At 62.5% G+C, this 24,146-nt stretch carries 24 protein-coding genes and 2 pseudogenes; 8 read left to right on the top strand and 18 right to left on the bottom strand.

What is annotated here, in order from left to right:
• Positions 1–155: 155 nt before the first annotated feature.
• Both AB7M25_RS18500 and mug read left to right on the top strand, forming a co-directional pair.
• Entirely contained in the window at positions 156–782 is a 627-nt protein-coding gene (locus AB7M25_RS18500; protein WP_454237802.1) for a TetR/AcrR family transcriptional regulator, read from the top strand.
• Complete coding sequence (gene mug, locus AB7M25_RS18505) at positions 775–1,296, top strand: G/U mismatch-specific DNA glycosylase (protein WP_429561722.1); 522 nt, start codon at positions 775–777, stop codon at positions 1,294–1,296. The genes AB7M25_RS18500 and mug overlap by 8 nt, the downstream gene beginning before the upstream one ends.
• A gap of 145 nt (positions 1,297–1,441) precedes the next feature.
• On the opposite strand, the gene AB7M25_RS18510 is transcribed toward mug, so the two are convergent.
• On the bottom strand, positions 1,442–2,524 hold the full coding sequence (locus AB7M25_RS18510; RefSeq protein WP_429519231.1) for a sterol desaturase family protein: 1,083 nt from the start codon (positions 2,522–2,524) through the stop codon (positions 1,442–1,444).
• 77 nt (positions 2,525–2,601) lie between these two features.
• Complete coding sequence (locus tag AB7M25_RS18515) at positions 2,602–3,264, bottom strand: hypothetical protein (RefSeq protein WP_454237803.1); 663 nt, start codon at positions 3,262–3,264, stop codon at positions 2,602–2,604.
• Between the two features lie 151 nt (positions 3,265–3,415).
• On the opposite strand from AB7M25_RS18515, the gene AB7M25_RS18520 reads away from it, so the two are divergent.
• Complete coding sequence (locus tag AB7M25_RS18520) at positions 3,416–3,787, top strand: DUF3302 domain-containing protein (RefSeq protein WP_454237804.1); 372 nt, start codon at positions 3,416–3,418, stop codon at positions 3,785–3,787.
• Between the two features lie 3 nt (positions 3,788–3,790).
• Positions 3,791–4,750, top strand: coding sequence for an HlyD family secretion protein (locus AB7M25_RS18525; RefSeq protein ID WP_429387787.1), 960 nt, complete (start codon positions 3,791–3,793; stop codon positions 4,748–4,750).
• A gap of 22 nt (positions 4,751–4,772) precedes the next feature.
• Here AB7M25_RS18525 and AB7M25_RS18530 read toward each other — a convergent pair whose 3' ends face one another.
• The 16 genes and pseudogenes from AB7M25_RS18530 to AB7M25_RS18605 form a co-directional block, all read right to left on the bottom strand.
• On the bottom strand, positions 4,773–5,579 hold the full coding sequence (locus AB7M25_RS18530) for a methyl-accepting chemotaxis protein (protein WP_429387893.1): 807 nt from the start codon (positions 5,577–5,579) through the stop codon (positions 4,773–4,775).
• 54 nt (positions 5,580–5,633) lie between these two features.
• Positions 5,634–6,761 (bottom strand): annotated as a pseudogene (locus tag AB7M25_RS18535) (PDC sensor domain-containing protein); the annotation flags it as partial.
• Positions 6,762–7,013: 252 nt separating this feature from the next.
• Complete coding sequence (locus AB7M25_RS18540) at positions 7,014–7,139, bottom strand: hypothetical protein (RefSeq protein WP_429387789.1); 126 nt, start codon at positions 7,137–7,139, stop codon at positions 7,014–7,016.
• Positions 7,140–7,329: 190 nt separating this feature from the next.
• The gene (locus tag AB7M25_RS18545) at positions 7,330–7,476 is read right to left on the bottom strand and encodes a hypothetical protein (protein WP_429387790.1); all 147 of its coding nucleotides are present in this window, start codon (positions 7,474–7,476) and stop codon (positions 7,330–7,332) included.
• A 314-nt stretch (positions 7,477–7,790) separates the two neighbouring features.
• The gene (locus AB7M25_RS18550) at positions 7,791–8,639 is read right to left on the bottom strand and encodes a hypothetical protein (RefSeq protein ID WP_454237805.1); all 849 of its coding nucleotides are present in this window, start codon (positions 8,637–8,639) and stop codon (positions 7,791–7,793) included.
• 254 nt (positions 8,640–8,893) lie between these two features.
• Positions 8,894–10,372 carry an aldehyde dehydrogenase family protein gene (locus tag AB7M25_RS18555; RefSeq protein WP_429387895.1) on the bottom strand — a complete coding sequence of 493 codons (1,479 nt, stop codon included), beginning with the start codon at positions 10,370–10,372 and terminating at the stop codon, positions 8,894–8,896.
• Positions 10,373–10,666: 294 nt separating this feature from the next.
• Positions 10,667–11,155, bottom strand: a pseudogene (locus AB7M25_RS18560) (NTP transferase domain-containing protein); the annotation flags it as partial.
• 27 nt (positions 11,156–11,182) lie between these two features.
• A complete protein-coding gene (locus AB7M25_RS18565; RefSeq protein WP_429519228.1) occupies positions 11,183–12,691 on the bottom strand; it encodes an aldehyde dehydrogenase family protein in 1,509 nt (502 codons plus the stop codon).
• Positions 12,678–13,745 (bottom strand): aminoglycoside phosphotransferase family protein, encoded by a 1,068-nt coding sequence (locus AB7M25_RS18570; protein WP_454237806.1) that lies wholly within the window; start codon positions 13,743–13,745, stop codon positions 12,678–12,680. The genes AB7M25_RS18565 and AB7M25_RS18570 overlap by 14 nt, the downstream gene beginning before the upstream one ends.
• 5 nt (positions 13,746–13,750) lie before the next feature.
• The gene (locus tag AB7M25_RS18575; RefSeq protein WP_007976122.1) at positions 13,751–14,095 is read right to left on the bottom strand and encodes a cupin domain-containing protein; all 345 of its coding nucleotides are present in this window, start codon (positions 14,093–14,095) and stop codon (positions 13,751–13,753) included.
• Between the two features lie 144 nt (positions 14,096–14,239).
• Positions 14,240–14,608, bottom strand: a complete 369-nt coding sequence (locus tag AB7M25_RS18580) for a cupin domain-containing protein (protein ID WP_429387797.1) — start codon at positions 14,606–14,608, stop codon at positions 14,240–14,242.
• Positions 14,601–15,884, bottom strand: coding sequence for a nucleotide disphospho-sugar-binding domain-containing protein (locus AB7M25_RS18585; protein WP_429387799.1), 1,284 nt, complete (start codon positions 15,882–15,884; stop codon positions 14,601–14,603). The genes AB7M25_RS18580 and AB7M25_RS18585 overlap by 8 nt, the downstream gene beginning before the upstream one ends.
• A gap of 32 nt (positions 15,885–15,916) precedes the next feature.
• Positions 15,917–16,996, bottom strand: coding sequence for an ABC transporter ATP-binding protein (locus AB7M25_RS18590; protein WP_429387800.1), 1,080 nt, complete (start codon positions 16,994–16,996; stop codon positions 15,917–15,919).
• Positions 16,989–17,795, bottom strand: coding sequence for an ABC transporter permease (locus AB7M25_RS18595; protein ID WP_217835556.1), 807 nt, complete (start codon positions 17,793–17,795; stop codon positions 16,989–16,991). Before AB7M25_RS18595 ends, AB7M25_RS18590 begins: the two co-directional genes overlap by 8 nt.
• Positions 17,792–18,652, bottom strand: a complete 861-nt coding sequence (locus AB7M25_RS18600; RefSeq protein ID WP_015095622.1) for an ABC transporter permease — start codon at positions 18,650–18,652, stop codon at positions 17,792–17,794. The genes AB7M25_RS18595 and AB7M25_RS18600 overlap by 4 nt, the downstream gene beginning before the upstream one ends.
• A gap of 82 nt (positions 18,653–18,734) precedes the next feature.
• On the bottom strand, positions 18,735–19,790 hold the full coding sequence (locus AB7M25_RS18605) for a polyamine ABC transporter substrate-binding protein (protein WP_429387803.1): 1,056 nt from the start codon (positions 19,788–19,790) through the stop codon (positions 18,735–18,737).
• 198 nt (positions 19,791–19,988) lie between these two features.
• Here AB7M25_RS18605 and AB7M25_RS18610 point away from each other — a divergent pair, with 198 nt between their 5' ends.
• The 4 genes from AB7M25_RS18610 (at position 19,989) to AB7M25_RS18625 (ending at position 24,144) form a co-directional block, all read left to right on the top strand.
• Positions 19,989–20,921, top strand: coding sequence for a GntR family transcriptional regulator (locus AB7M25_RS18610; RefSeq protein ID WP_015095624.1), 933 nt, complete (start codon positions 19,989–19,991; stop codon positions 20,919–20,921).
• Positions 20,922–21,020: 99 nt separating this feature from the next.
• Entirely contained in the window at positions 21,021–22,304 is a 1,284-nt protein-coding gene (locus tag AB7M25_RS18615; protein ID WP_429387805.1) for a nucleotide disphospho-sugar-binding domain-containing protein, read from the top strand.
• Between the two features lie 69 nt (positions 22,305–22,373).
• Positions 22,374–23,771: an NAD(P)/FAD-dependent oxidoreductase gene (locus AB7M25_RS18620; protein ID WP_454237807.1), complete on the top strand. Its 1,398-nt coding sequence runs from the start codon at positions 22,374–22,376 to the stop codon at positions 23,769–23,771.
• A 13-nt stretch (positions 23,772–23,784) separates the two neighbouring features.
• Complete coding sequence (locus tag AB7M25_RS18625; RefSeq protein ID WP_429387809.1) at positions 23,785–24,144, top strand: cupin domain-containing protein; 360 nt, start codon at positions 23,785–23,787, stop codon at positions 24,142–24,144.
• Positions 24,145–24,146: the final 2 nt, after the last annotated feature.

Here is a 24,146-nt window from a genome sequence, read left to right on the forward strand (position 1 = left end):
GAGGATCGCTCCCAGCGCGTCGGTTTCGTCGCCGCAACACTCAGTTCGAGCCCGGCTACAACAAACCCTGGATCAAGGAATTTCTGATTCCTTAATTTTGTGCGATGGTGTAAGAATATCCCTCGCCCCATCTCCCCACAAGGATTTTGTACGACATGGCACAAAATAAATCGACAGAGGGCAAAGGCCGCGGCCGCCCTCGGGCCTACGACCCGCAGACCGCGTTGCAGCAGGCACTCGGTGTGTTCTGGAACACCGGCTATTCCGGCGCGTCCCTGGACAGCATCGCCACCGCCGCCGGCATGAACCGCCCCAGCCTCTATGCGGCATTCGGCGACAAGCACGCGCTCTACATCAAAGCGCTGGAGCAATATTGGGAGTTTGCAGCGGCGGCCATGCATGAGGCGCTGACGGACCTGAACCTGCCGCTGGCCGAGGCCTTGCAGCGTTTCTACGAGGGGCAGTTATCGATTTACTTCTCGGGCGATGGCCAACCCCGCGGTTGCTTCGCCATCGGCACGGCAACCACCGAAGCTGTCGAGGACCCGCAGATTCGCGAAGTGCTGTCCGACCGCTTGAGCCGGCTGGATGCCGATCTGGAAGTTCGCCTGCAAGCGGCGAAAGATGCCGGCGAGTTGAAAGGCGATGCCGACCCGGCCGCCCTTGCCGTGCTCGCCTCGTCCCTGCTGCACAGCATTTCGATCCGTGCCCGGGCCGGTAAATCCCGAGACGAGCTGACAAGGCTCGCACGCCAGGCGATCAGAGTGATCTGCGGTGAGTGAAAGACTCGAGGATATTCTTGCCGAGGAGCTTGCCGTGATCTTTTGCGGCATCAATCCCGGCATGACTGCCGCCGCCCAAGGGCACCACTTTGCCGGGCGCGGCAATCGCTTCTGGCGCACGCTCCATCTCGCCGGGTTTACGCCTGAGCAGGTGCAACCGGAAAACGACCGGACGCTCTTGCGCTATCTATGCGGATTGACCGCAGTGGTCGAGCGGCCGACGGCCAGCGCCGATCAGTTGGCCTTGCACGAGTTCAGCGCCGCCGCAGCGGGCTTCGAACAGAAAATCGCCCACCATGCGCCGCGTTTCGTGGCATTCCTGGGCAAGGCGGCGTATTGCGCGCTGTCCGGTCAGCGCGAGGTTGCCTGGGGCCTTCAAGCGAAAACCTTCGGCAACGCCGCGGTCTGGGTCCTGCCTAACCCCAGCGGCAGAAATCGTGCGTTCAGCCTTGAGCAACTGGTTGCGGCGTACCGCGAGCTGCGCCTGGCCGTCGACGAAAACCGGCCGCAGTAATCACGCCGGAGGAATCGTCGCCAGCACACCGATCAGAATGGTCAACAGCAGAAAACCGCCGAGAAAAATCGTCATCTTGGCCATGCGGCCTCCCACACTATGAATTGGCGGTACAGCGGGCGCCGAGTGCGGCCGTACCGGAGATTTATTGTGGGCTGGCGGCTGTATCCGTTACAGAGGCAGATTGCACTGAAAAATACGGATCAGATGCGTTTCCAGCCTGTACTTTCGGGCGTATTGCACAGAGCAGTTTGCGGGCGACATCCACAAAAGGCGTGACGATCAACCCCTTCATCGTCAGGTAACGCTCGTGATCCTGTTCCCCGGTGCCGAAGGCGATGACCTCGGGTGTGGGCCGGGTGACGTACAGCGTGCCGAACATCCAGTCCCACAGTGACAGGTTGATGCCGAAGTTCTTGTTGAAGTGTCGTGGCGCATCGCTGTGATGAATCTGGTGTTGCGCCGGGCTGCTCAGCACCCGTTCGAGCACCGGCCCGAAGGACAACCAGACATGGCTGTGACGCAGGTTGGCCGCCAGGCTATTGAAGATGAACACCATGTAGGTCACGCCAAACAATGTGTAGCGGCTGATCTCTCCCCCGCAGGCGTACCAGAAGACACCGGCAAAGGCGCCGACACAGATGATGTCCGTGAGCTTTTCGACCACTTCTTCCAGAAAGTGCACGCGGCTGGCCGTCGCCGGCACCAGCACGGGCGCCGAATGATGGACTTTGTGGAAGGCCCACAGGTACCGCGAATGAAACGCGCGATGGCCCCAGTAATGGCTGAAATCCTTGACCAGGAATACGCCGAGCCCATAGAGCAGGGTCAGCGCCAGGTGTTCCTCCACTTGCGTGCGCGCGCCCCACAGTCGGGTGAAGAAGGCGATGTAGTCCGCCGAGCGCAGCACGTACGGATCGACCAGACCGACGATGGGCAGCACCAGGACAACCTTGAGGATGGCGAGCACGAAGTAATAGCGGTAGTCGAGCAGCGCCGAGCGGTGCAGGTAAACCCGGCGGCCGCCGATGAACTGAACGAAGGAGCACGCGTCGGTCAAACCCCGGGATTTTCGGTAGCGGAACAGGCAATAAGCGACGCTGTAAGACATGCAGAGAAAGGATAGACCGAGTCTGCCGTTGAAGTCGAAAATGCCCAGGAACTGCCGGGTGACCGGCTCGATCACCCACTGGGATAAATAAAGATGGATTGCGGCAAGAACATCCATACCGGGCTGCCCAACGTAAATGGAAGGGCAATTGTAAATGAGAATGAGTCTTTAGTGTGTTGAATTATGTCCAGTTGTCAGCCGCCCAGGGCAATGATCGCAAGGATCAGCACACCTCCCGTAGCGGCCATGATCACCCCTCCCTGCCACTGTGTGGCGCCAGCGTATCTGGCGAGCATCCAGCCCGCGATGAACAGCACCACCAGTCCGATCAGGTTGGACAAGCGGATGGCGAGTGCCGTCTGGTCGAGCAGTATGAACGGCACCACCAGCGGAAAGGTCGAGCACACCACCAACAGGAAAACACCGAACGCCCCCCTGAAATCGTTCCAGCCGAGGCCGGCCCTGATCGGCAAGGGCGGCTGCTCGAGCAGCCGACGGCGCAGCAGCTCCAGGCCCTCGCTGCCGGCCGCCGTCGCAAATTGCAACGGCAACACCTGCGCAACCAGCGCCCGACCGGCCGAGGCATCCGCGCCCTTGCGCAGGGCCAGGTACAGCTTGATCCTGCGCGTGCGCTCGACCAGTGCGCGCAACAGGTACATGACCGCATCGGCCAGTCCCCAGGCGAGATTACAACCGAGCGCGGCCAGCATCATCGTGCGTTCGGCGGCCTGGTCTGCCGTGGCCACGCTGATGGTGCCGGTGAACGTCATGGCCATCAGCAGGCCGAAGATCACCTCGGTAATGCGCTCGACTGGGTCAAGTACGGGCGCCCTTTCGAATTGACCATTGCCTGGCATGATTTCACCTCCCCTTGGGCTGCCTGCACGATGCCGGTCGACGCTTCGGCCAGGCACCGGGTGCCCGGGCTGGATATCCGCATCCCCTTCAAGTGTAGATTGAACGGCTACACTCATGCCCACACGTCACCTGCTTCAAGAGGAGTGATTCATGCTTGATTACTTCGCGCTGGGCCTGCTGATCTTTGTCGGGCTCGTCCTGTTCTACGGGATCATCCTGCTCCACGACATCCCCTATGAAATTGCCGTCCACCGCAACCACCCCCACCAGGATGCAATCCACGCCACCGGCTGGGTCAGCCTGTTCACCCTGCACGCGCTCTGGCCGTTCCTGTGGATCTGGGCGATGGCCTATCGGGAGGACCGGGGCTGGGGGTTCAGTGACGGACACTCACCCAAGAGCCATGTGGTTCACCTCGAACAACACGTCGCCGAACTGCAAGGCCGGATCGAGCGCCTTGAGGCGGCGACCGGTACTGCACAGGGCAGGCTGCCAACGAACAATCCCGGCGAGGGCCTTTGATCCATGGATCTTTTACTCGTTCTGACGTATGCGGCAATCTGCGTTGCCATCTTCAAGATCTTCCGCATCCCGTTGAACAAATGGACAGTGCCCACGGCGGTGCTGGGCGGAATCGTGATTGTCGGCGCGATGATTTTCACGATGAACTACAACCACCCCTACTCCGAGGTGGCGCGTTCCTATTTCGTATCGGTTCCAGTGATTCCCGTGGTCAGTGGCCAGGTGATCGACGTGCCGGTCAAGACCAACCAGCCGCTGGAAAAAGGCGACGTGCTGTTTCGCATCGACCCCGCGCCTTTCGAGTACCGGGTGAAATCCCTCAAGGCACAACTGCTTGCCGCCCAGGCCGATCGTGCCCGGATCACCGAGCTGATCAAGCGTAATTTCGGTACCCAACGGGAACTGGACATCGTGGTCGCTCGCAGTGACGACCTGAAGGCACAACTGGACAACGCGCAGTACGAACTCGACAACACCACGGTGCGTGCGCCAAGCAAAGGCTTCGTCACCCATGTTTCGCTGCGTCCGGGCATGATGGCGACCAAGCTGCCGCTGCGCCCGTCGATGGTGTTCATTCCCGCCGAAGGGCATTACTTCTCGGCGTGGATGCGGCAGAACAGCCTGTTGCGCCTGACCGAGGGCGATGAGGCTGAAGTCGCTTTTGACGGCATTCCCGGGAAGGTGTTCGAAGGCAAGGTCAAAACCGTGATTTCTGTCATTGCCGAAGGCCAGATCCAACCGTCGGGCACGCTGATCGGTTTCACCGGTTCACCACCGGCCGGCCGGGTACCGGTGATCATTGAAATCACCGACCCCGACTATGCCCAGTACGCCGACCTGATGCCCGGCGGTGCCTACGGCCAGGCGGCGTTGTACAGCCAGCATTTCCATCACATCGCGATGATGCGCAAGATCCTCCTGCGCATGGCTGCCTGGATGAACTACATCTTTCCGTTCCACTAACCCGCTAGCGTCGGCAACTGGCTCAATCCTTGAATTGGGTCAGTTGCCGGTTCAGCGAACCGGCCTGGTCGCGCAGTTGCAACGACTGATCGAGCAGGCTGCGGATCGCGTGATCGTTCTGCTCGGAAATGCGACTCACACCCTGGATCGCGACGGACAATTGCTCCCCCGTCGCGGCCTGGCTCTGGGTCTGGCGCGCCACTTCGCTGATGCGCGTCAGAATGTCCTGGGCATGCTGGCGGATCTGGTCCACCCCCTGCGCCGACGTGGTCAGTTGCATGACACCCTGACGCACCGCCTCACCGACCTGCTGCACGTTGGCGACGGTGTTGCGCACGTCCGAACCGATGGCCCCGATCATCTCGCCGATTTCCCCGGTCGAACGGCTGGTGCGCTCGGCCAGTTGCCGCACTTCATCGGCCACCACCGCAAACCCTCGACCCTGCTCCCCTGCCCGCGCCGCTTCAATCGCCGCATTGAGCGCCAACAAATTGGTCTGGTCGGCAATGCTGCGGATCACCGCAATGATGCCGGCGATCTGCTGCGAACGTTTTTCCAGATCGCCCACGGCGTCAGCCACCACATCCATGGTCTGGTCGATGTGGGTGATACCGGCGAGGGTCTGGCTCATGTCCCCGGAGATATGCGTGGTCAGCATCTCGGTATTGCGCGCCAGTTGTTCCACGTCCTCGGCCTGCTGGGACATTTCCGTCACCGAGTGCGCCAGCGCCGTGACGCCGCTGGCCATTTCCTCGGTGGCCGTGTGTTGTGAGGTGGCGCGCTCGGCCACCGCCTGGGTGGTGTCGCCCAGGTGCGTGGAGATCTGCATCAGCGTCGCGCTGCTGTGGCGGATCGACCCCACCAGGTCCCCCAGGCGCTGGATGAACTGGTTGAACGCCCCGGCCAGCTTGCCGGTCTCATCGCCGCTGCGTTGTTCGAAACGCAGGCCCAGTTCGCCGCCCCAGGCCTGGATACCGACCGTCAGGCCCGACAGCGGACGAATCTGCCATGCCAGCAGATGCCAGAGCACAATGGCCAGCGCCAGCAGCGCCACCAGGCCGATGACCACCGCGGTATAGAGGAAGTGATTGATGCCGGCCATGGCCTCGGCCAGTGGATAGGCCACCATCAACGCCCAACTGTTCGGAGCCTTGCCGATACGCACCGGTTGCAGCACATAGCCCCAGCCATCGCGCTCGAAATGATAGGGCTGGCCGGCCTTGATGGCGCTTTTGGCTTCAGCGGGCAAATCGTCGGCCGGTTGTGCCAGGCGCTTGGCATCGGGATGGCTGGCGTACAGCCCGTCGCTGGAGACCAGCGCACCGTAGCCTTTATAGGCGTCGATTTTCGCCAGCTGCCGGTTGATGTTTTCCAGCGGAATATCGACACCGGCCACACCCAGCGCTTTGCCACCCTGCAACAGTGGCGCCATGATCGATACCAGCATCACCTTCTGGCCGTTGCCCGTGCTGTAGACATAGGGTTCGGTCGCCCATGACTGGCGGGTGTGCAGCGGCCGGTAGTAGTACTGGTTATCGGCATTCTCCGGGGCGTAACCGCTCAGCGGCTCGGACTTCACCGTGCCGTTCGCGCGATTCCAGTACGTCAGGTAACGGCCCGTGGCATCGTGGTTCGGCTGGTTGACGAAGTCACTGTCCTTGCCGTCGAACGCATTGGCTTCCCAGTATTGCCCCAGGCCCAACAGGTTCGGATTGGCCTCGAGCAACTGGCGCGTCATCGCATCGGCGGCCCGGCGCTCGACGTGCTGTTGCTGCATCGCCGTGGCGACACTGGCCAGCGATTCGGCCACGGTAAAGCCGGCCCCCAGTTCAACTTCGACTTCCTTGGCATTGGCCTTGACGACGGTCTCGACCAGCGCAGAGGTTTCCTTTATCGACGTGCCATAAGCGATCCAGGCAATGGAACCCAGGAGCAACGCCATGACGACCACTGTTCCAGTCAGGGCCGTCCAGAACAACTTGAAGTGTAAAGAGCGGTTTGGCATGCACATTCTCTATTGGGCAAGGCGTCAGCCAGAGCGCCCAACGATGTGAATGCAGCTCCGCTGACCAAGGGGTGATATTGTTGTGCCACTATATAGAGGCGCACCGTCACAGTGCAATGCAAATGACCGTTCGTCTGCCACTGGAATGCGTCAGGGAAAACAGGTCGCGGCAGGACCGCAGAAGAGGAAGAAGGTCAAACCGTGGCTTGCACCCTCGCGGAGCCTGAAGTATCGGGCGTGGCATTGAGGGGCGCGGCGCTAGAGAATCCAGTTGAGCAGCAGGTGCGAGGCAATCCAGGGAGACGCCTGGGTCACCGCCCATGCCAGCAGTGCGCACACGAACAGGTAGCCCGCAAAGAACTTGACCATCGCGTTGTTGCCCATGCAACCCCTCCCGGCTTTACAACCATACAGGGCGTTCAATGCGAATGCGTAACCATTACGACGCCAGTCTCGCCCGTAAAGGATTCGATTGCCGAAATGGTTTGCAGTTCCATAGGCTGGGTAATTCACAGGCTGGCTCACCCGCTTGCATCAGACCTGACCCGTCATCGGCGACGGGAGGTCAGAATGCTCAAAGGGTCAACTCCATCGCCAGTGCGGCGGACAACGCCAGCATCATCAGCAACGCGATAAACATCAGACTCAACTGAGCGAGCTGCTTGTAAAGGTGAGTCGATCTTTTCGTGATTAGAGCAATGGATTTAGTCGTGGACGCCATCACCAATTCTCCCTTTCCCGCCGTACATGTAATAGCTCCCGCGAACAATTGGTTGGGCTGCCCGTCGGTGGCGAACTGAATGATGACTGCACGTTGGGTGGAAGCAGGTTGTCAGCCCGTGGCGTGTTCCGGGAAGGAGCATCGTACAGGGCGGACTTGACCTGAGCGGTAAGGCGATGGGGTTGCATGCTGGTGTCGCTCGCTTCATTTTTTTACCCCTCGCGTCATGCCGAATCAGGCGAGCCCCGCCGTCTCCATGATGTCCGGGACGAAAACTGTTGCGGGTACCAGAGGGTTAAGCAACGAATGAGCCATCACCACAGGGCGAAGAAAAAGTCCATGTTAATGAACAAACTGTTTCCCGGTGTGCCCGGCGAGACGCAAATGTGGTGATAAAGGTGGGTGTAGTAACCCATGTGTGGGGATGTAGGAGCGAGCCTGCTCGCGATAAACCCGAGAGCACCGCGGGGCACCTGCCACCCCGCGTTATCGTTGACGACCATCGCGAGCGAGCTCGCTCCTACAGGGTTTGTGTTTTCGTTGGCGGCCAATCCATCTGTAGGAGCGAGCTTGCTCGCGATAAACCCGAGAGCACCGCGGGGCACCTGCCACCCCGCGTTATCGTTGACGACCATCGCGAGCGAGCTCGCTCCTACAGGGTTTGTGTTGCGCCGGCGGCCAATACCATCTGTAGGAGCGAGCCTGCTCGCGATAAACCCGAGAGCACCGCGGGGCACCTGCCAGCCCGCGTTATCGTTGACGACCATCGCGAGCGAGCTCGCTCCTACAGGGTTTGTGTTTTCGTTGGCGGCCAATCCATCTGTAGGAGCGAGCTTGCTCGCGATAAACCCGAGAGCACCGCGGGGTACCTGCCAGCCCGCGTTATCGTTGACGACCATCGCGAGCGAGCTCGCTCCTACAGGGTTTGTGTTTTCGTTGGCGGCCAATCCATCTGTAGGAGCGAGCTTGCTCGCGATAAACCCGAGAGCACCGCGGGGCACCTGCCAGCCCGCGTTATCGTTGACGACCATCGCGAGCGAGCTCGCTCCTACAGGGTTTGTGTTTTCGTTGGCGGCCAATCCATCTGTAGGAGCGAGCTTGCTCGCGATAAACCTGAGAGCGCCGCGGGGCACCTGCCAGCCAGCGTTATCGTTGACGACCATCGCGAGCGAGCTCGCTCCTACAGGGTTTGTGTTTTCGTTGGCGGCCAATGCCATCTGTAGGAGCGAGCTTGCTCGCGATAAACCCGAGAGCACCGCGGGGCACCTGCCAGCCCGCGTTATCGTTGACGACCATCGCGAGCGAGCTCGCTCCTACAGGGTTTGTGTTTTCGTTGGCGGCCAATCCATCTGTAGGAGCGAGCTTGCTCGCGATAAACCCGAGAGCACCGCGGGGCACCTGCCAACCGGCGTTCACTTCACTTCAGATACCACCCCCAGGGCTCGCCGTTGTAGCGGGTGATCTGCTTGGTTTCCAGGTAATTGTTGTAGCCCCACTCACCCAGTTCGCGACCGATGCCGCTCTGCTTGTAGCCACCCCACGGCGCTTCGACGAAGGTCGGCTGCGAGCAGTTGACCCAGACAATGCCGGCGCGAAATCCACGGGCGACCCGTTCGCAGCGCGGGATATCCCGGGACATGACCGCTGCCGCCAGGCCGAACGGCGAGTCATTGGCCAAACGGATCGCTTCGGCTTCCGTGTCGAAGGCGCGCAGGCACACGACCGGCCCGAAGATCTCCTCACGCCATACCGAACTGTCCTCGGGGACATCGGCGAAAATCGCCGGCGTCAGGTAATAACCCTTTTCCAGATTGCCCGGCCGCCCACCGCCCGACACCAGCCGCGCGCCCTCTTGCTGACCGGCTGCAATGGCCGCCAGCACCTTGTCCAGTTGCCCCTGACTGACCAGCGGCCCGAGTTTCACCCCCTCCTCGAAACCCTGGCCGATCTGAATCTGCTCGGTCGCGGCAATCAGGCGTTCGAGCAACGCCGGGTACAACCCGCGCTCCACCAGCACCCGCGAAGTGGCTGAACAGACCTGGCCCTGATTCCAGAAGATCCCGAACAGAATCCACTCCACGGCGGCTTCAAGATCGCTGTCGGCGAAGATCACGAAGGGTGATTTGCCGCCCAGTTCCAGGCTGATGTTTTTGATATCGTTGGCAGCCGCCTGCATGATCTTGCGCCCGGTCGGTACGCTGCCGGTGAAGGCGACTTTGTCGACATACGGGTGTTTGGCCAACGGCGCTCCCGCCTCGCGTCCAAGGCCCGTGATCACGTTCAGTACCCCGGCCGGCAGGCCCGCCCTGTCGGCGATAGCCGCCAGTTCGAGGGCGGTCAACGGGGTCAGCTCCGATGGCTTGAGCACGACGGTGCAACCTGCCGCCAGCGCCGGGGCAACTTTCCACGAGGCCATCAGCATCGGGAAATTCCACGGGATGATCGCCGCGACCACACCGACCGGTTCCTTGATCACCGATGACGTGAAGCGCGCATCCGGCACATCGATCGACTGTTCGCTCTGTTGATCCGATTGTTCTGCCAACCCGGCATAGAAGTCGAAACAACCGGCGGTGTCGGCGATGTCCCATAACGCTTCCGGCAATGGCTTGCCGTTGTCGCGCACTTCGATGGCGGCCAGTTCGTCCTGACGGCGGCGGATGCCCTCGGCGATACGACGCAGGACCTCGGCCCGTTGCGCGCCGGACCAGCGTGGCCAGTCCCCCTCATCAAACGCCGAACGCGCGGCCGCCACCGCCCGGTCGACGTCCTCGAACGTGGCAGAAGCCACCCGCGCCAGCACCGACTCGTCACTCGGATCGAGCGTATCGAAAACACCGCGTTGAACCGGGACAACCCACTCACCGCCGATGTACAACCGTTGATAGTCACCCATGGCACACTCCTTGATCCTGCGCTGCCGACGCTGCTGGTACAGCTGTTCGGCGACCTGCAATTGCTCGCGGTCATTGACCCCGAGCACGTCGGTTTCCTCCACCTCCACGGCAATCACCAGCAGCCCCGCCTCGTTGGCCAGCGCCACCGCATCGGTGAGGTAGTACTCGCCCTGGGCGTTGTGGTTGCCGATACGCTCCAGCAACCACAGGCAGGTATCTGCCCGCAGGCCCATGACGCCGCCATTGCAGAAGTTGATGTCCAGCTCCTGCGGGCTCGCATCCCTGGCTTCGCGGATCGCCCGCAGACGCCCCTGCTCCACCAGCAGCCGCCCGTAGGGTCCCGGCCGCTGGGTGTGGAAACCCGCCACCGCCACCGCCGCGCCGTCCATCAACGCCCTGCGCAAGCGATTCAAGGTCTGCGGGGTGATCAGGGGGGAGTCGCCAAACAGCACCAACACACAGCCCTGCTGCTCCTGTTCCTGGGCCTGCAAAGCCGGCCGCGCGGCGAGTACCGCGTGGGCCGTGCCCCGTTGTTCGTGCTGGGTAAACACCTGTGCCGTCGGTGCGACCTGCCGCAGGTATTCAGCCACCTGCCCGCCGCCCGCGCCCACCACCACCGCCCGCTGCTCGATACCGGCCGCCTCCACCGCCGCCAGCACATGGCCGAGCAGCGGCCGGTTGCCCACCGGGTGCAAGACCTTGGGCAGCGGCGACTGCATCCGCTTGCCCTGCCCGGCCGCGAGAATCACCGCCAGCGTCGACCCGCCCATGTTGTCGCTCATCACGATCCTCCTGTGTGCATCCGGGCTTCAGGCCGGATCGCGATAGAACACGTCGTCGGCGTACGGATACCACCAGTCCTGAATCTTCGGCTGGTGATCGATGATGACCATCTTCGAGCGGCGGAACGCTTCCAGCCCCTGGCGCCCGAGCTCGCGCCCAAGACCCGACATCTTCCAGCCGCCGAACGGCAGCGCATCGTTGTCGATCAGCGGGTTGTTGACCCAGACCATCCCCGCCTCGAGCCGCTCGGCGGCCTCCATGGCTTCGGCCAGGTCCGTGGAAAACAGCGAGGCCCCGAGGCCGAACGGCGAGTCGTTGGCCAGCCGCACCGCCTCATCGAAATCGCTGACCCGGCAGATCGCCGCCACCGGGCCAAAGCACTCTTCCTGAAGAATCGCCATGTCCCCGGTCACGCCGGTGAGGATGGTCGGCTCATAGAACCAGCCGACCGTCTGCTGGGGTGGAATCCGCCCGCCACACACCACTTTTGCGCCCTTGGCCACGGCGTCATCGACCAGGCGCATGACTTTATTGCGCGCCGCTTCGCTGACCATCGGCCCGATCTCCGAGCGCTCCAGGCCATGGCCGATGCGCAGGGCGCGGGTGCGCTCGGCGAATTTCGCGACAAACTCGTCATGGATTTCATCGACGACGTAGAAGCGTTCCGCCGAGGTGCAGATCTGCCCGCTGAGATGGAATGCAGCCGTCACTGCCCCCGCCGCTGCCACATCCAGCGGCGCATGCCTGGAGATGATCAACGGATCGCTGCCACCGGCCTCGATGACGCAAGGCTTCATCCGCTCGGCACAGGCCACGGCCACCGCTTTGCCCGCCGCCACACTGCCGGTGAAGGCCACCGCGTGGGTCTGCGCCGACTGCACCAGCAACTGCGCGGTCACCGCATCGCCCGGCACACAGGACACCAGTCCCGGCAACAACGCGCTGAAATGCTCCATGAACTTGAGGGTGCACAGGGTCGTCGCTTCCGCCGGCTTGATGAGGCAGGCATTGCCCGCCGCCAGCGACGCGGCGACCGTCCAGCACATCAGCAGGATCGGAAAGTTGAACGGCATGATGTGTACGCTGACGCCATAGGGCTCGTAGCGCACATGCTGGAAGGAACCGATCTGCGTGGTGCCGGCGACCTTGCCGGCATCGTCCCGGGCCATTTCCGCGTAGTAGCGAAAGATCGGCGCGCAGTTGGCCAGTTCGCCCATGGCCTCGGGAAACGGCTTGCCCATCTCCAGGGTCATCAGGCGGGCGACTTCACGGTTGCAAACCAGGTTCTGCTCGATGGCATTGGCCAGTTGATGCAGGCGCGCGGCGCGGCTTTTCGCGTCGACCAGGCGCCATTGTTTTTGCGCGGCGGTGGCGGCATCGATGGCGGCTTGCACATCGGTTTCGCCACACACGCCGACTTGCCCGACCGGTTGCTGGGTCGCCGGATCGAGCACCTGGCGCACGCGGCCATCGCTCAGCGGCAGGAACTCGGGATTGATGAAACGCAAGGCAGATTCGCTGTTAAAGGTGGCCATGGGATGATCCTTGAACCAATCGATAAGGGGTTTCACGCAATGTCGCCAGGGTCGCGGCGGGCAGTTCTTCTCGCCAGCCCGGCACGTGCCGGTCGAGCCACTGGCGCAGGGGCGCAAAGGCCTCGGCGTCCAGCGCGCGGACAAACAGACCCAGGGTGCGCGGCAAGTGCGCCAGGTAAGCGTGCTTGCCGTCACGGCCGGCCAGGCGCACAAAAATCCCCAGCACCTTGGCGTGACGCTGGGCGGCCAGGCGCCGGTAGTCTTCGAGAAAACCCGGCGCGTCCAGCTCCGGGCGCTGCAACAGGTAATGGCTGATCAGTGCCACGCGCAGCGCCTCGGGCACATCGCGCCGGGCGTCTTCGAGCAGCGACACCAGGTCATAGGCCGCCGCCCCGGCCAGGGCGTCCTGGAAATCCAGCAAGCCGCAGGCGGCGACACCTTCGCGGCCTTGCAGCAGCATCAGGTTGTCGACGTGAAAGTCGCGCAGCACCAGGGCTTCGCGGCGCTGGGCAACGTCACCACAAGCCTCGGCGAACAGCGCCAGATACTCTTCGCGCAGCCCCTGTGCCGCCTCTTTGCCGACGAGTAAAGGCACGTACCAGTCGATGAACAGCGCGCACTCGTCGGCCAGTCGCTGTTCGTCGTAAGGCGCCAGTTCCGCCGCTGGCGCTGCGCGATGCAAGGCCACCAGCGTATCGACCGCCAGGTGATACAACCTCGACTCCGAATGCCCGGCCAGCAGCAATCGGGTGTAGGTGTCGTGACCGAAATCCTCGATCAGCGCCAGCCCCGCCGCTTCATCCACTTCCAGCAAGGCCGGCGCGGACAGGCCCAGCCCTTGCAACTGCCGGGCGATGCGCACAAACGGGCCGATGGGTTCGCTATGGGGCGGCGAATCCATCAGCAACAGGCCGGCACCGTCCAGGCGGAAATAGCGCCGGGTCGAAGCATCCGCCGGCAAGGCCACCAGCGGGGCCCCGGCGAAACCGGCGCGGGCCAGAAAGGCGGCGCGCTGGTCTTCACGGGTTGGCAATGACGCCAGTGCATCTGTCATGGCAGTCACCGGATCATGTAGACCTTTTTGATGGTCTCGTGGACGGTGCACACACCCTTCCAGTCCTTGCCGAAGAAGGCGGCGGTGTCGGGCTTGATCTCGATCACTTCGCCGGACTCGTGGACGTACGTGCAGCGGCCTTCGAGGAAGTGGCAGAACTCGTCGCTGGTGACATGGCAAAACCACTTGCCCGGGGTGCAGATCCAGATGCCGCATTCGGACTGGCCTTCGGGGCCTTTGTGCAGCACCACGCCGGAGACACGGGATTCACCCTCGAGCATGGTCGGGATCACGCCCCAATCCTTGACGTCGGTGATGCTCAGGGGGTCGTACAGAAACGGGGTAGTCATGTGTTGTTCTCCAGGTTGTGTGTAGGAGCGAGCTTGCTCGCGATGGACGTCAACGATGACGCGTGCTGTCTGGATGCCCGCGTTGTCCTGATGTTCTTCGCCAGCAAGCTGGCTCCTACAGGGGTTGCAGTGTTTCCCACAGGTTCAGGCCAGCATGTAAACGTTGCGCAGGGTTTCCCGGACGTCGCATTCACCGGTCCAGCCGGCCGGGAACAGCACCAGGGTGTTGGGCCGTACTTCGATCACTTCGCCGTTGTCGTTACGGTAAGTGGCGTGCCCGGCGATGAAATGGCACAGCTCGTCCCGGGGAATCGACAGCCGCCAGCGCCCGGGGGTGCACACCCACAACCCGGTTTCCGGGCTGTTGTTCGGGCCCTTGAACAGCAAGCGGCCGCTGGAATGCGAGGCGCCTTCGACGGCGTCGCTCTGCACGCCCCAGTCCACCAGGTCGGTGCGGCTGCTGACGGCTTCGAGGTACGGCGTGATACCCGCCGTGGTGGATGAATCAGGCATCGTTGAGCACCTTGTCGAGAATCGCGGCCGCGTCTTGCGGCCCTTTGCGGGATTGCATCTGCGCGCTGGTGCGCTGCAGGCGTTGGCGCATCGCCCCGTCGTTGAGGCAGGCGTGGAGTTTTTGTGCGAGCTGTTCTTCGCTCCATTCGTAGCGGTCGAGCTTGAAACCGTGGCCGCTTTCTTCGGCGCGCATGGCGTTGTCGTGGCCGTCCCAGACGTAGGACATGACGATCGCCGGTTTGCCGAAGAACAGGCACTCGGTGAAGCTGTTGTTGCCGCCGTGGTGGATCACCGCGTCGACCTGGGCGATCACCGACGGCTGCGGGAACCAGTTGGAAATCTGCACGTTGTCCGGCAGGTCGGTGTATTCGTCGAGGTGCTCGCCGACGTTGAACAACGCCCGGTAAGGCAGCTTGCCCACCGCCTCGATCAAGCGCTTGAGCAACTCGACGTCGCCGGAACCAAGGCTGCCGAAGCTGGCGTACAGCAGCGGCTTGTCGTTGTGGGCGCGGAACGGTGGAATCTCGTACGGCGTGTCGTGGCGCACGCAGCCTTGCAGGTAATGGAAACGCTCGGCCGGCAGCGGATGGCGGCGGTCGAACTTGACCGCGTCCGGGTACAGCAGCAGGTTCATGAAGGGCGAGGCTTCAAAGAAGGTGCCCAGCGGATAAGGCTGTTCACCGTGGGCCTGGAGGAACTGGTTGAAGTCCTCGTGGATCGGCCCGACCACTTCCTCGAAGCGCTGGCGGAATTGCGCGTGGCCGGCCTTGTCGTCGATGCTCATGCCCGACAGGTGCGGCGGGATATCCGGGTCTTCGATCTCGTTTTCCGAGCAGGAAATGATCCGCACCCACGGCTTGCCGTATTGCTTGATCGCCGGGAACAGGATCACGTTGTCGACGCAGATCAGGTCGGGCTTGACCTTGTCCAGCACCGCCGGCAGGTCCTTTTGCGCCCACTTGGCGGTTTCGACGATGGCCGCCCAGCATTCCTTGACGTAGTTGTCGATCTGCTCCAGCGGCGACTTGCGGAAGTTCGGAATGTGGCCGTTGATGAAGTCGACCCAGTAGCGGGCCATTTCTTCGGCCGGCATCGGCGCCGACATGTTGACCATGTGCTCCTCGAAACCATAACCGGCGTAGACACCGCTCATGCCCGGGTCGGTGAGGAACACCGCTTTATGGCCCAGGGCTTCACACGCCTGGGCGATACCGACTGAGTTCAGCGCCGGGCCGTAGGCGGCTTCGGGGAAGAATGCGATCACTTTCTGTTTCATCGAGTGCTGCTCCTGCCTGGTCTTTTTATTGTTCAGCGTGTCAATACGCGGGCATGCCGGGCCTGCCAGCCCAGCCGGATGGTCGTGTCGATTGCAAAATGGGCGAATTCAAACTGTGAGGACGGCACGCGCACAATCAACGGTTTGTCGCTGAGGGCTGTCTGTACGTGCAGGTTGGTGTCGAGGCCGTGGTAGGCGACTTCGACGATTTTTCCGCTGACCTGATTGGGGCAATCGCTGCCCTGCCCCGTCAGCACTTGCAGGCGCTCGGGGCGCACCACCACGGCGACGGATTGACCGGACACCAGCGGTGCGTCGGTTTCCACGCTCAACTCCTGGCCATTCACGCGCACCGAGTGCTGGCCCGTGCGCACGCCTTCGAGCAGGTTGCTGACGCCGATGAAGTTGGCGACAAACCGGCTGTTGGGGTTCTCGTACAGCTCCGACGGACTGCCGCACTGGCACACCCTGCCGCCGTCGAGCACCGCCATGCGGTCGGACATCACCAGCGCTTCTTCCTGATCGTGGGTGACGATGATGAAGGTGATGCCGCTCTCGTGTTGCAGGCGCTTGAGTTCCAGCTGCATCTTTTCCCGCAGCTTCTTGTCGAGGGCGCCCAAGGGCTCGTCGAGCAGCAACACCCGCGGACGCTTGACCAGCGCCCGGGCCAATGCCACGCGCTGACGCTGGCCGCCTGAAAGCTGATCGGGTTTGCGCTCGGCCAGCTCACCCAGTTGCGCGGTGCTCAGCACTTCATCGACCCGCCGGCGGATTTCGCTTTCGGGCAGACGCTCCATTTCCAGGCCGTAGGCGATGTTCTTGCGCACGGTCATGTTGGGGAACAGCGCATAGGACTGGAACATCAGGTTCAGCGGACGCTTGTTGGCCGGCAGCGGCGAGATGTCATGGCCGTCCAGGTAGATGCAGCCACCGCTGGGGGTCTCGAAACCGGCGAGCATGCGCAGCAGCGTGGTCTTGCCGCAGCCGGACGGCCCGAGCAGCGCGAAGAACTCGTTCTCGCGGATGCTCAGCGACACCTCGTTGACCGCCAGACCGTTGCCATAAGACTTGCTGACCTTATCCAGGATCAGTACCGCAGATGAATTATTCATGGGTGCGAGGAGCCTTGTTGAGACGCTGCGAAGCCAGCAGCGCGGTGATGCTCACCAGCATCACCAGCGTCGCCAGAGCGTTGATTTCCGGGGTGACGCCGAAGCGGATCATGGCGTAGATCTGCATGGGCAACGTGGTCGAAGCCTGGCCGGAGCCTGAGTTGAAAAAGGCAATGATGAATTCGTCCACCGACAGGGTGAACGAGAGCAATCCACCGGCCAGCACGCCGGGGAAAATCACCGGCAGCAGCACCCGGCGCAAGGTGGTGAACCAGCTCGCACCGAGGTCAATCGAGGCTTCGAGGATCGAATAGTCGAAGTGCTTGAGCCGCGTGCGCACCACCGCGCAGACGAAGGCGATGTTGAACACCGCGTGGCTGATGATGATCGAGTGCAGCCCCAGGCCAACCTTGAGCAGGTTGAAAAAACTCAGCAGCGCAATCGCCAGCACGATGTCGGGAATGATCATTGGCGCCATCAGCAAGGTATCGACCACCTGGCCCTTGTCATTGCCCTTGCGGCGCAACTCGATGCCCAGCGCGAGGAACGTGCCGAGCACGCAGGCAATGAAGGTGGCCGACAAGGCGACGATCAGGGTGTTGAGCGCCGCCGACAGGATCGCCGTGTTGTGCGCCAGTGCCGCATACCACTTCAGCGATACGCCGCCCCAGGCGGTGGGCAGTCCGGACTTGTTGAACGACAGCAGGATCAACACCAGGATCGGTATATAAAGGAAGGCGTACACCAGCCCCAGGTGCGAACCCAGCACGGTGGCGCTGACAGAACGTGGCTGACTCATGAGCGCGCCCCTTCTGCACGACGGGCCACCAGGGCCTGGATGAACAACAGGATCAGCATGATCGCGATCAGGAAGAAGCTCAGTGCGGCGCCGAACGGCCAGTCCCGCGCCGTGAGGAATTGCGCATAGATCAGGTTGCCGACCATCTGCACCTGCTTGCCGCCCAGCAGGTCGGCGGTGATGAAGTTGCCGATGCTCAGCACGAAGACAAACACCGCACCGGCGGCGATACCCGGCACACTCAGCGGCAGGATGATCCGGCGAAAGGTCATCCAGCCCGAGGCGCCGAGGTCTTTCGAGGCGTCCCAGAGTTCATTGTTGATCCGCGACAGCGACGAGAAGATCGCCAGGATCACAAAGGGGATGTAGTTGTAGACCAGCCCCAACACCACGGACGACTCGGTGTACAGCAGGCTGATGGGTTCACCGCTGTAGCCGAACACTTGCAGCAGGCGGTTGATCAGGCCTTCGCGGTTGAGCAGGACAATCCAGGCGTAGGTGCGGATCAGGTAATTGCTCCAGAACGGCAGCATCACCAGGAACAGGTACACCGCCTGGCGCCGTCGTGGCGCCCGGGCAATCGCATAGGCTGCCGGGTAGCCGATCAACACCGCGAACACCGTGGCCAGCCCGGCGATTTTCGCCGACTTGAGCAGGATGCCCAGGTACAGCGGATCGAATGCGCGCTGATAGTTTTCCCAGGTGAACAACCAGTCGATGCCACCGTAGGCACCGCGTTCGACGAAGCTGTAGACCAGCACCAGCAGGCACGGAATCACCAGGAACATCAGCAGCCAGCCAAAGCCGGGCGCAAGAAGCCAGGCCGACAGACGCCTGTCAGCATGCAAAGCACTCATTAACCCTATCCTCCCGCTTCAGGACAGAAGCGGCTTGCGAGCGTGGCGAGGCATGCCGGGCATGCCTCGGATCGACGTGGCGTTAGTTCTGCGCCGCCATGATTTCGGTGACGGCGCGGGTGTAGGCCTTTTGCGTGGTGCCGCCCAGGTCGCGCAATTGCTCCATTTTCAGCAGCTCGGCGGGGGCGATGGTCAGGTTGGGGTATTGCTTGAGCAGGTCCGCAGACAACCCGGCCATGGCCGCCTGGTTGGGGACTTTGTAGAGGATGTTTTCAGCGACCCAGGCGTGGTTTTCCTTGGCCAGCATGAAGTTGATGAACGTGAAGGCCTGGTCCTGGTGCTTCGAGCTCTTGAGCACCACCATGGTGTCCACCCACAGGTCGGAACCTTCCTTGGGCACCACGAACTTGATCGCCGCGTTGGCCTGGGTGCCGTAGTTGCACCAGCCGTCCCAGGCGTGGGCCATCAGCGATTCGCCGGAAGCGAGCTTGGAATAGAAGGTGGTGTCGTCGAAGGACAGAATGCGTTTTTTGGTGGCGATCAACTGGTCGCGAACCGCGGCGATTTGTGCCGGGTCACTGTCGTTGACCGACCAGCCCTTGGCGAGGAAACCGGCACCGAGCATCCAGCGGTCGGTGGCGAGCATCGTCACCTTGCCCTTGAGGGCATCACTCGGGTTGAGCAGCTCGTTCCAGCTCTGTGGCGCCGGTGTCACCTTGTCGGAGCGATAGCAGATGCCGGTGGTGCCCCAGGTGTAGGGCACGGAGAACTGGTTGCCCTGGTCATATTCCAAGTGAGTGGCTTCGGGGTAGAGGTTCTTCAGGTTGGGGACTTTGACCGGATCGATGTCCGCCAGCAGCCCCTGCTTGTGCAGGACTTCGGCGAAGGGCGAGGAGACAAACACCACGTCATAGCCTTCACCACCGGAGGCCATCAGCTTGCCCATGATTTCTTCGTTGGTGGCGTGCAGCGCCTTGTCGACGTCCACACCGCTGGCAGCCTTGAACTTCTCCAGCGCATCCGGGGCCATGTAGCCGTCCCAGATGGAAATCACCATGTCTTTCGCACTTGCAGCCTGTGAGGCGATCGCCAGGGAAACGGCCAATCCCGCGCACAGAAGATCATTCAGCTTGCTCATAAATACTCACCCGACGATTGTTTATTGTTGTGTTCGAAGGCAGTACGGCAAAACGAGAAACGATTGCTTGTGTTTTTTTTTAGAAATTAGGACCAGTATCAAAAGATGTCAACGCTTTTTTCCGGCCTGACGACTGGCCAGCGCATGACATAAGATGGGCAACTGAGTCCCACCGCGGATCACAACGAGAAAAGACGCTTGAGCACGACAGCCGAAAAAAAACCGCGCACCAATCACCTGGAACTGGCCCGGCGCATCCTCGAGCACACCCAGGAAAGCGGCCTGGTGGCCGGTGACCCGGTGGCCGAACAGGCCCTGGCCCGCACCTTCCAGGTGTCGCGCACGCTGATTCGCGGCGCGCTGAAAGTGCTGCTGGAAGAAAACCTGCTGAGCCACGAAGCCGGCAAGGGTTACCGATTGCTGGCATCGCCCGCGGGCCAGGCCTTCAACGCTGCCCTGCCCCAGGCCGAGGAAGAAGAACTGGCCGCCTCGGTACTGCGTGACCGCATGGCCGGGCGCCTGGGCGACAGCATCAGCATCAGCGAACTGATGCGCCGCTATGACATCGGCCGGCCGGCGGCGCAAAAGGCTTTGCAGCAATTGAGCGAAAGCCAGGCCATCGAGCGCGGCCCCGGGCAGTCCTGGCTGTTTCGTCCGTCGCTGAACAGCCTGGCCGCCCTCGAAGAAAGCCTGAAATTCCGTTTGATCCTCGAGCCCGAAGCCTTGCTCAGCCCGAGCTTCAACGCCGACCCGCAACGCCTGGCGCTGTTGCGCAGCGCCATGCAAAGCCTGCTCGCCCGCCCCGTGGAAGACTTCGATCTGCAGCAGTTTCGCGAGCTGGACATCAGCTTCCACGAACTGCTGGCCCAGAGCTGCGGCAACCGCTTCATCAGCGACGCCCTGCTCCAGCATCAGGGCTTGCGCCGCTTGCCGAACCTGCTGCCATCGGTCAGCGTGCACCGCCTGCAAGAGGCCCTGCGCGAACACCTGCAAATCATCGCGCAGATCGAACGCGGGCAGATGGAGATCGCCGCCGACCTGCTGCGCCTGCACCTGCGCCTGAGCGCCGCGCAACGCCCGCAAACCGCTAACCGGGGCATCCCGCAGAGTCATCTGTTCGGGCGTCGTTAAGCGCCGCGCAAAAACATGATGATTTTTTTTTGAAAATAAGACAGCATCAAAAACACCTTCAGGAGCGGCGGGTCTGACCCGCCATGGACAGTCCTCGCCATGCAAAAACAAAAACTGATCGCCCTGTTTCCGGAAGCCAGTTTCGGCGCGGCCTTGAACTGCATTGGTATCGCTCAGTCGCTGCGAGCGCTGGGCGCCAGACCGGTGTTCATCTGCCACGAGCATTTCCAGGGGCTGTTCGCCGAGTACGGCTTCGACGAATACCCGATTCCGCAAGTGAGCCCGTTGTCGGCGGCGGAACATCAGCACTACTGGGAACGCTTCATCGAGCGCAGCATTCCCTACTTCGACCAGACCCCGCTGGCGCAGATCGACAGCTACGTGGCGCCCGCCTGGGAAGCCATCATCGACACCGCGATCGAAGCGGAAAAACCCTTGCAGCAGTTGCTCGGCCGCCTCAAGCCCGACGTGATCGTGCTCGACAACGTGGTGATGTTCCCGGCCATCGCCAACGCCGGCTGCCCGTGGGTGCGGGTGGTGTCCTGCGCCGAGACTGAACTGCCGGATGCCGCCGTTCCGCCGTACCTCTCCGGCTGCCTGGCCAGTGACACCGAGGCCTGCGAGCGTTACTCCGAGCAGTACCTGAAGGCTATCGCACCAGCCCATGAACGCTTTTCGCAGTTTCTCCTGGGCAACCATACGGCGCCCTGTCCGGCGGGGCAGTTCCTCACCGATTCACCCTGGCTCAACCTGCTGCTGTCGCCGACGCCTGTGCGCTATGAACGCCGGCAGCCGCTCGATCCGCAGCGCTACGTCTACCTCGACGGCTGCGTACGCCGCGAAGCGCCGTACATCGTCCCGGACTTTCCACGGCACAACGACGCACCGCTGATCTACCTCAGCTTCGGCAGCCTCGGCGCCGCCGACACCGGGATGATGAAGCGCCTGATCAGCACGATCGAGACCTTGCCCTATCGCTTCCTGGTCAACGTCGGCGCCTACCGCGACATGTACACCACCGTGCCGGACAACGTGTACCTCGACAGCTGGTTTGCCCAGCCGGCCGTGCTCAAGGAATGCGATGTGTTCATCCATCACGGCGGCAACAACAGCTTCTGCGAGGCGCTGTATTTCGGCTTGCCGTCGCTGATCATTCCGTATTGCTGGGACGGTCACGATAACGCCGCCCGCGCCGAGGAAGTCGGCGTCGGCCGCTACCTGCCGCGCTTCGCCGATCCCCTGGCCGCCCTGCCCGGCGCCCTCGAACACCTGCTGGCCGACCAAGCGATGAAGCAACGCCTCGCATCGTTCAGCTTGCGCATGCAGGCGACCCGCGGCACCGACATTGCCGCGCGGGCAATACTTGCGCTTCCAGACCTCTAGCCAGAACAACAAAAACATCGGGCAACCGAACGCAATCGTCGCTGCCCGACACACCGCCGGAGTTTCAGCATGAATGCCCCACCGCGTCTCGATGCGCTCGACCACGTCCTGCCCCATCCCTTTTGGCAGGACACCATCACCCCGCCGCCCGCCGCACCTTCCGTCAGCGGAACCGTGCAATGCGACTTCGCAGTGGTCGGCGCTGGATTCACCGGATTGTGGACGGCGCTACTGGCACGCCAGCGCCACCCCGGATTGAGCATTGCGATCATCGAGGCGCGTCGTTGCGGTGGTGAGGCCAGCGGTCGCAATGGCGGTTTTTGTGCACCGAGCATTTCCCATGGCGTGTCCAACGCCCTCAAGCGTTGGCCGGATGAAGCGCAGCAACTGATCCGCCTGGGCCGGCAGAACCTCGATGAGCTGGCGGCCGACCTGCAACGCTTTGGCCTGCAGGTCGAGTTCGAACGCCAGGGCAAACTCAACGTCGCCAGCCAACCCTGGCAGGTCGACGGCTTGCGCGCCATGCAACGCAACTACGCCCGTTTCGGCATTGACTGCGAGTGGCTGGAAGGCCCTCAGCTGGCCCGGAAACTCGACTCCCCGGCCTACGTGGCAGGCCTGTTCGAACCCAACTATGCGCTGCTCAACCCGGCAAAAATGGCCGCCGAGCTGCGTCGCGTCTGCCTTGAACAAGGGATCGGGCTGTTCGAAAACAGTCCGGTGCTGCAACTGGAGGCCCGCAACGACAGCCTGCGCCTGCGCACGGCCGACGGCGAAATCATCGCCGGGCAGATCGCCCTCGCCACCAACATCGCCCCGCCGCTGCTCGGCCATCTGGCCTCGAGCGTGATCCCGGTCTACGACTACTCGCTGGTCACCGAGCCACTGCGCGATGAACAACTGGCCGCCATCGGCTGGACCGAGCGTTACGGCATCGCCGATTCCGGCAATCAGTTCCACTACCTGCGCAAGACCGCCGACAACCGCATTCTCTGGGCCGGCTTTGATGCCATCTACCATTTCGGCGGGCGCCGTGACGAAGCCCTGACTCAACGCCCGCAAAGCTTCCAGCGCCTGGCCGAACAGTTTCAACAGACCTTCCCGGCCCTGGGCGATGTGCGGTTCAGCCATGCCTGGGGCGGCATCATCGACACCTCGGCACGCACCACGATGTTCACCGGTTGCGAACATCAGGGCCGCGTCGCCTATGCCTTGGGCTTCACCGGGCAAGGTGTATCGGCCAGTCGCTTCGCCGCGCTGAACATGCTCGACCTGCTGGCCGGGGAACGCACCGAACGAACGGAGTTGCTGATGACCTCCAAGGCGCCGTTCCGCTTTCCGCCCGAGCCGTTGCGTTATGTCGGCGTGAAACTGGCCCAGCGCTCTCTGGCGCGGGAGGACCGCGACGGTCACCGCGACCTGCTGCTCAAGACCTTCGATGCCTTTGGCATCGGTTTCGATTCCTGATCCGGAGACCATCATGTCCACAGCCCTGCCCCGGCACGTCATCGACTTCGCCAGCGACCTTGCCCCCCGTGAAACCGAAATCAACGACCCGGCCGTGGTCGACGCACCCTATCGCAGCAAGAGTTGGCGGCACTTTGTGCAGCCTGGGAAAAACGCCGTGGCCGGTATCTGGGAAGCGGGACCGCACCGGGAGCGTTGCCAGTGCGATTACGATGAGCTGTGCCACATTCTCGAGGGCACGGTGCGCCTGACCGATGCTGAAGGCGTCGCACGCACGTTCGGCCCCGGCGATTCCTTCGTGGTCGCCAGCGGATTCCAGGGCACCTGGGAAAACCTCACCCCGGTGCGCAAGGTCTACTTCATCCTCGGCTAACC

This window comes from Pseudomonas sp. AP3_22 TE3818 (assembly GCF_053628995.1).